At 38.4% G+C, this 7960-nt stretch carries 6 protein-coding genes; all 6 read right to left on the reverse strand.

The features are described 5' to 3' along the window. Positions 1-555: 555 nt before the first annotated feature. The 6 genes from F8N00_RS14230 to F8N00_RS14255 all read right to left on the reverse strand — a co-directional run bounded on the left by F8N00_RS14230 (position 556) and on the right by F8N00_RS14255 (position 7807). Positions 556-1632: a hypothetical protein gene (locus tag F8N00_RS14230; protein WP_214749205.1), complete on the reverse strand. Its 1077-nt coding sequence runs from the start codon at positions 1630-1632 to the stop codon at positions 556-558. 1114 nt (positions 1633-2746) lie between these two features. Further along, the gene (locus F8N00_RS14235; protein ID WP_214749207.1) at positions 2747-4330 is read right to left on the reverse strand and encodes an IS1182 family transposase; all 1584 of its coding nucleotides are present in this window, start codon (positions 4328-4330) and stop codon (positions 2747-2749) included. Positions 4331-4551: 221 nt separating this feature from the next. Continuing rightward, positions 4552-5985: a hypothetical protein gene (locus F8N00_RS14240; protein WP_214749210.1), complete on the reverse strand. Its 1434-nt coding sequence runs from the start codon at positions 5983-5985 to the stop codon at positions 4552-4554. A gap of 324 nt (positions 5986-6309) precedes the next feature. After that, positions 6310-6825 carry a DinB family protein gene (locus tag F8N00_RS14245; protein WP_421018424.1) on the reverse strand — a complete coding sequence of 172 codons (516 nt, stop codon included), beginning with the start codon at positions 6823-6825 and terminating at the stop codon, positions 6310-6312. Positions 6826-6902: 77 nt separating this feature from the next. Continuing rightward, positions 6903-7172, reverse strand: coding sequence for a WYL domain-containing protein (locus F8N00_RS14250; RefSeq protein WP_214749217.1), 270 nt, complete (start codon positions 7170-7172; stop codon positions 6903-6905). Next, on the reverse strand, positions 7160-7807 hold the full coding sequence (locus F8N00_RS14255) for a helix-turn-helix transcriptional regulator (protein WP_214749220.1): 648 nt from the start codon (positions 7805-7807) through the stop codon (positions 7160-7162). Before F8N00_RS14255 ends, F8N00_RS14250 begins: the two co-directional genes overlap by 13 nt. Positions 7808-7960: the final 153 nt, after the last annotated feature.

Below are 7960 nucleotides of genomic sequence, written 5' to 3' on the forward strand. Positions count from 1 at the left end.
TATGTATACAAAGAAAATAACTTGTAAACATTTCGACGTCGAAATGTTTACAAGTTATTTTAGATTTTACTTATGCACTTTTGTTTACACTTTTAATTCGTATCTGAAGTCCTGAAGTGATTTCTGATCATGATAATACGTGATCTACCAGATTATTATGATTCAATACATTGGAATAGATTAAAAAGATTAATAAAGAATTAATAAGAATTAGAAAAACGCTTCACCTCCTCAAGCGTGTAGTACCAACAAAAACTAAGCATTTTACGATTAGGGAAACAAACATCACAATTTGTAGAAATTCAAGAATTTCTGTTTTTTATGATTCCATTCAATGATTTTGTTCAGAATCTGTTGAATAAGCAACGTAACAAGCTGTTTTTTTAACAATAGAATTTGTTTTTTTTCCTAAATAGTATGGCATATTGATATTGTCCTTGGATGGATCAATACAATGAGTAGCATAACGATGAAATCGATCAATAAGACTCAAAATAACGCTTAATTGTTGTCTTTTCACAAATATTTTCAAAAAAAAGCATGACAAATAGACCATCATGCAATGGCCAATTTTTCCGATACGAATCGGAGGCGCTCATTTAGATAGAGAATGGGCGATTCAAAGAAGAGACGATAGAGTTCTGCATCTTCGAGACGTTCGCCGTATTGGTAGAAATCGTTTCGAATCGAACGAATGACTTCATCACAGGCAGCAAATCCGTACGTATCACTCAACGACTGCAGCGATGTTTGTGGAACTTCTAGTGCATCGAAATCTACATAATCACGAGCGACTTCGCGCAGATCGAACCAGCTAATCAACGTACTCGCCCGTTCAGCTTCTCGGATACGCTTACTATTGATCTGGTCTTCGAGTTTCACGTGAAACATTAAAGGACGTGTTACAGTATGTATCCGCTTCTTAAGTGAGACGTTCTCTTTGACTGCAGATAAGAAGTCTTTCGTGTTCTCAACCAAATGCACATTAAAGAACTGAGATAGTTGATCGAGCATGCCTTTTACAGCCAAACGGTGTCCACAATAACGCGGTAGGAATCCACGTACTTCATCATAGGTTAAAGTCGCTTTCTCCTGAGACTGGACATTCACGTCCCGCTCTACTTGCACAAGAGCACGCAACGCGACACGAAGGATGTTCACATGCTCAATATCCATCAGTTGGCGTACCATTCCACACCAAAGAGACGTATAACCGGTCTTCGATGTATACGTACCACCTTCTTCAAAGAGGTCACGGTAGTTTTCGAGATAATCTACGAGTTCAATAGTGACGACTCCAGAGAAATGAATCGAGTAGTGAATAAGTCCAGCGGATTCAAAAAGGCGCAGGTTATTGTGTAGCGATCGAACGGAGGTACGCGCATAGTGAGCTAATGCTTCACTTTCCATCAATGAGAGAACGCCTTGATCATCGCAATGCGATAAAAGCGTCAACAAATGACGAATACGAGATTTTGTCCATTTCAAAGCCAGGAAGGGTCCTGGAATGTTATAGTGGTGCTGTTCGTATAAGAAACTATCTTGACGTTTTGTCCAACGTGTTAAACCACTCATCGCGATCAGTAATTTATTAGCGACCAATACGTGACGATTTTCGTGTTGAAATGACATACCTACACCTCCCTACTCTGAACTATTATTACTAGTATCCTGTTCAGAAAAGGAACTGTCAAAATGCATTTTCGGTACGGTTAAAAACGACCAATGTTCTACAAACGTTGATATGAAGCCGTTTTCAGATGCAAAAAAGATGTCATTTTAGTACGGTCAGAAACGACCAGAATAGCTGAAATCCTTATATGATGCGCTTTTTAGAGGTTTTTACTAAGTAAATTCATACATGTAGCGATGTAAAATGTCATTCTGGTACGGTACATAACGACCAAATGATTAAAAGTGTCATTTCAGTACGGGATAGAGCGACTAAAATGTTTAAAAGTGTCGTTTGAGTACGGTATACGACGACCAAATAGGTAAGATAGTCGCTTTAAAATAATTTTTAAAAATTGTTCTAAAGTGCAGAAGTGTCATTCTGGTACGGTAATCAACGACCAAAACTATAAAACTGTTGTTTTGGTACGGTGATCGGCGACCTAAATAGATAAAGTGTAGTTTCGGTACGGTCAAATCCGACAAAAATGCTAAAAATATAAGGAAAAATGCCGTTTTAGTACGGCAAATAACGTTTAAATTTGAAAAATGGTCGTTTTACGACATGATTCGACATTTACGATCACAAGAGGTTCTGGAGAATATTTTATCCAGTCTTACATGAGTCTGTATAAAGAGAGGATGAATAAACAATAATACAGAACATATGTTCTGTATTATTGTTTATGATTCCCAAACGACCATTTTTATTGGTATTACTCTAAAGTTTGTAAGTATGAACGTTTCTTCTAAATTGAATAATGTAATTAGTGTGGAATATAAGAATGAGTGTTGTTGACTTCTGCTTATACTGATTGTGGAATCTCTTGTGAAGCAATCATAAAACGACCAAATTTATCGATGTTAAAATTACACGATAACTAATTATGATTTAATAAGTCACGATAAGGTATATAACACATATGAGGATATACGGTGAATGACTAGCATCTAGTTTCAATGACCACATAACTATATTTAAAAAGAGGCTGGGACATAACTAGCTGAATTTAACGAAAAGAAGGAATTGCCATCACTCAGGATGTGCAATTCCTTCTTTTTTCATCGTCTCTCGTCAAGCTGCCCTTCGGGCAACGCTTTGGATGAGCCATTTTCTCAAATTTACGGCCATGAGGATGAAGCCGAGCTCACGCTTCACCTTCGCTTTTCCTCGAACAGAAAAGCGAGTGAAACTCAAATTAGCCTTCAGATATCCAAAAACTGGTTCCACGTCTATCTTCCGTTTCGCATAGAGGGATCCTGTTTTTTGATCTGAAAGCCATTTTTTCATCTGTTCTTTTTGTTCTTCCCATGAAGTGTTTATGTGTACCTGTCGGTTACGCCCCTCTTCGGCCTTTGTACAACGGGAGCGGAATGGGCAGCCATCACACCCTTCACTTTCATACACCTTGAAATCACGCGTGAATCCGTAACGATCTGTTCTCTTGGACATGTAACGGAATGTTACGTCCTGTCCATTAGGGCACACAAAACGATCCGACCTTTCATCATAAGGCCAGTTCGCTGTTTTAAATGGATCATTGCGCCATTTTCGAGACTTTTCTTTTTCGAACATCGTGTAAGGGATGAGTGGAATGCGCCCACGGCGCATCAGAATATCCTGATAATTCTCCTGACTCCCGTAACCGGCATCCGCAACGATATGCGGTGGCAGTGTTAAATATGAGCTGACCTCATCTAAAAAGGGGAGTAACGTCCGGGCATCCGTCGGATTCGGATAAATATCATAAGCGAGTGTGTATTGTCCTTCGGTCGCGATTTGAACGTTATAGCCTGGTTTGAGTTGTCCATTTTGCATATGATCTTCCTTCATTCGCATGAACGTCGCGTCCGTGTCCGTTTTCGAATAGCTGTTCCGTCCAGCGAGCGTCCTCTTTTGGAGGGCGTATCTCTGTTTCCGCTCGATGAAATCTGTAATCTCCTTTCGAAGGAGACGTGGTTCCTTCCGTTCAGAGCGTATACGTTTTCTTTCTTGGGTATCCGAACTCGCCTCGATTTTTTGGTTGATGGAAGCGATATGTGCGTCTAAAGCTTCACCCATGTGTTCGAGTTCTGAGAGAGTGAGCTCGTCCGGGCTTTCACGTTCAATTTCCGATAGGATGTCTTGTTCGACGAGGTTGTCATAGATACGATTCGATTTGTCCACGAGAGACGCACTATGACGTTCGATCGATTTCCGCCAAACAAAGGTATATCGGTTCGCATTCGCCTCTAACTTTGTACCATCGATAAAGATGGCTTCTTCGTTGATTTCTCCCATCTCGACGAGATGGCAACGGAAGGTAACGAAGGCTTGCTTCAATATCGGAGTGACTGCGAGATGTACTCGAAAACGGTTGATGGTACGATAGCTCGGCGCATTCCCTTGCGCTAGCCACATCATCCGCAGACTATCGGATAGTAATCCCTCAATCTTCCGACCGGAGAAGACCGACTGTGTGTAGGCACATAAAATGATTTTCATCATCATCCACGGATGATAAGCAGGGCATCCGGTCGTCCGCATGAAGGGCTCGAACACATCGTCTGGAATGGATTCGACGAGATGGTGGACAGCGAACGCGATATCATTTTCTTGAAGACGAACTTCTAAATCTAAGGGCAGAACCAGCTGGTTCATGTTATAATCTTTAAACATAAGGGCACCTCTGATGGTTATGGTTTGGTCACTTTAACTTTATCAGAGGTTGTCCTTATTTGTTTATTCAGAATCGGTTTTCATCATAGAACAAGGCCCTCGAAACGACTACACGTTTCGAGGGCCTTTCATTTGTGAAACTGAGTTATGTCCCAGCCTCTTTTATTTAAATTCATGAATAACATAGTAAAATCGCTTTGTTTTAAACGACTCTAAGTTACCTATAATAGAAGTGCATTTCTGCGATCATCATGTTCCCAGCGTTCTAAGGGATGGAAGTACAAGAAATAGTAGTCACCAGATCGATGCCAATCTTGAATGATAAAATCAAGTTCTTTAATGCGATCCAAATTGGTTTCAAGCTCTTTCAAGTTTTCTGCTTTTCGACTCTTATTGAATCGAATTGAGTGTGTAAACTGACGCCAATGCCGTTTCGCGGGCATTGCTTCGTTTAATTGATAAGAGTTAAGTCGTTCCTTTTGAAGTACAAAGGATAGATGGTAAGCGAACGTTCCTTTTAATCGCTCAATCTGTTCTCCATAGATACTGATGATCTGTTGTTTTAATAAATCATCATAGACTTCCTCTGAGACGGTGACAGTGATTTGTGTGTCCCGCTTAACAGAAGAAGCATTACTAATTTTAACGGAGGAGAAGAGACCAAAGATCGAGAGGTCTCCTTCCTCATTTCTAACGGCTACGCGATAATACCCGAGTTTTACAAGACGTTGTGTTGTGAGAGTATAGCTTTTCCCACTATCGTTTCCATAGATCTTCTTAACAAGTTTTGAGATGGGGAAGACGATTTTTCGACTCGTTTGAAACGTTACATCGCGATATGACAGAATTTCGTTAAAGGCCTCAAAATCACGTGCATCAAGGTCTGGTACTTTTCCGTCGAGTTCTGCAAGAAACTCGTTACTGACGAGAACGGATAAATTCGTCGGGATACCTTGCTTGTATTTAGGGACGACAGCGGAGAAATCGTGAAGGTCAAGAGATAAGTCAGTTAACATACTGTCCCCTTGATTGAACTTTTCCGTCGTATTTTTCATGCGATCAGCGATTCCAAAGAACGGTACAGTAATCGAGGTAGAAGTGGCCACATGTGCTTTTGGTTGCGCACGTTTCAATTCCTTCGCAACCTCGCCAATGACCATTAGAATATCGGTCCGCATCGTTGTCGTTTGCTGATTTTTCGTCTTTTGTCCCCAGTGCGGATACGTATGGATCAGTAAGTTATTATTTTCAGCCCATTCCTCAAGTTCCTGTATGTGTTCTTGCATCAATTTCTCAACACTATCAGCTGAGAACTTTCGCTGAAATCCTTCTTTTCCCGCAATATCCCAATACTCAAGATACATTTTATGAAGTCCTCGTAGTTCTTTCATCGGACCTTTATTCTCTACATAGTTTTTTACGGCTGCCCGTACCCAACGCCGTTTTAATTTCTTAAAGGAATAATAACGGAGCTTGGTATAAACATCTTCTTCATTTTGAAATTCATAATATTCTTCATAGAGTTGATTGACATATGCTTCGACATCAATGATATCGATAGAAATCAGTTGTTCGGTAACATCGTTCTCGAGCAATGTCTTCGCTGCTTGAGATACAACAAGTTGTCTATGTTGGACGGATGAGGTAGAGTCCATAATGCACGCCCCCTTAATTCGATATAGCTAGCATAGCATGTCTCAATAGGAGTGGGGAAATTAGATGAAAAGCGTGCGCCGGCGCACGCTTTTTATCTAATTGATAGCTGTATAACCGTTTTTAGAGATCTTTTTAAAATAAACGTTTCACGTGAAACGTTTATTTTTTTAGTATTACTATTAGTTGTATAGATAAAATTCATAATACAGTTTAATTCTGTGTTTAATTATCACTAGATATATAAAGCAAACAAAAACGTGCGCTGACGCACGCTTTTGTTTGGTAGTTATATCTAATTGATCCACCAAAACTAATATATCCTTTCAGAATGTCACCGTTGTATCTTCATACCAAAATAGAGAGTAATCTATCATCAGTGAGGTTTCATTTTGTTGTCTTAGCATGGTAGTAATATTACCTAGATGATACGTACCATGATTAGATACGTGTAAAAGAATTTCTTCAAAAGTTGTTTCTCGTGAACCAGACCAAGGATTATTTACATCTAACGTCACAGTAAGGTCTGAGTTTTCACTTAAAAAGTTTTGATACTCTGTAGCGACAATTTTGAATGCAGATTTAAATTCTTCAATTGTATATGCATCAGTTAATGGTAATTGACTCATCGCATCCTGCAACGCTTGTTGAAATTCTACTCTTTCGAGAATATAAATCCACATGGTATCAACAGCAAGAATGTGACTAAGCGTTTTAGCGATAGAAGGATAAGAACTTTTTACCTCATTGTTTAAAACATCTTTTGGTAAACCACTCAGGTGACCTAACATCGATTGTATTGCCCACTCATGATATCCATACATTGTTTTTCCAGCATTCATTCAAATCGCTCCTTTGAGTTTAGTAATAACTGTCTGACTACATACATTATAAGAAAAGGATATATGACAACTGATTGTCATATATCCTCATAAAGATTTACTATTTTTTTTGCTTCAGTTTTTAAAACTTCTTGTAAGTATAAGGGGTGAATAACAACTACTCCTGACCTGAAACTTAACAAAATGTTAATTAACCATTCTGCATGTAATGGTGTAGGTAATAGAAGCGTTATTGTAAAACTGCCATCTGTTTCTTGAACCATCGATTGATGTTGAAAATGATTTAAAACTAAATGAATGAAATCAGGATGTACTCGTAGAATTATACTTTCTTTTAAAGGTTGCACAAATGGTTTCTCTTCAGGAATCGGATGATTTTTTTTATCGATGTAGTAAGTCTTTGGAGATTGAGTATATGAGACACTTTAAATTCACGATAATCGTTTCTTAAATAACAATAAGCATAGAGATACCATGTACGAAATTTATACCGAAGAGAAATGGGATCTACTTCTCGAGTAGTTTGTTCCTTTTGAGCACTGATAAATTGAAAATAAACTTTCTTTGATTCTCTGATGCTTTTTTGTAAATCAATTAATAAAGCTGGTGCAACAGATTGATGAGCTAAATCAATCTGTAAATGATTTTTTTGTTCTTCTAGCGTAAGAATGGATAGGCGTTCCAGCGCACTTTTTAGATCTTGATCACGTAATTGCTCTGATAAGCTTTTCATTAGAGATAGTACATTGACCATGGAAGACGGATCTAAAAATGTCTTGTCCCATTTGTAATTCTCAATGATACCAAAACCTCCATTTGTCCCATGATAAGAAGTAATAGGAATGCCAGCTGCACTAATGGTTTCGATATCTCTATAAATAGTTCTTTGAGAGACATTTAATTCATCGGCTAATTGAGAAGCCGAAATTGTAGAGCGATGAAGTAATTTAAAAATAATAGCTAGTAAACGTTCAAGTTTCAATGTTTTCTCCTTTACGCTAAGCATAGTAACAGTTTTGTTGTGTGTTTCTTCTTTTTAAGTATATAAGATTTGTTTACAAAAAAATTGAAAAACACTTTAAAAACGTTAAAAAAATACAAAATAAAAAGTATGCGCCGGCGCATACTTTTTATT

It is taken from the genome of Exiguobacterium sp. A1_3_1 (genome assembly GCF_048985645.1).
Taxonomy (GTDB): domain Bacteria; phylum Bacillota; class Bacilli; order Exiguobacteriales; family Exiguobacteriaceae; genus Exiguobacterium_A; species Exiguobacterium_A indicum.

Coding starts and splice junctions, on each gene's coding strand:
- F8N00_RS14245 (WP_421018424.1), bottom strand. CDS start 6,825: ATGAATGCTGGAAAAACAATGTATGGATATCATGAGTGGGCAATACAA.
- F8N00_RS14230 (WP_214749205.1), bottom strand. CDS start 1,632: ATGTCATTTCAACACGAAAATCGTCACGTATTGGTCGCTAATAAATTA.
- F8N00_RS14235 (WP_214749207.1), bottom strand. CDS start 4,330: ATGTTTAAAGATTATAACATGAACCAGCTGGTTCTGCCCTTAGATTTA.
- F8N00_RS14240 (WP_214749210.1), bottom strand. CDS start 5,985: ATGGACTCTACCTCATCCGTCCAACATAGACAACTTGTTGTATCTCAA.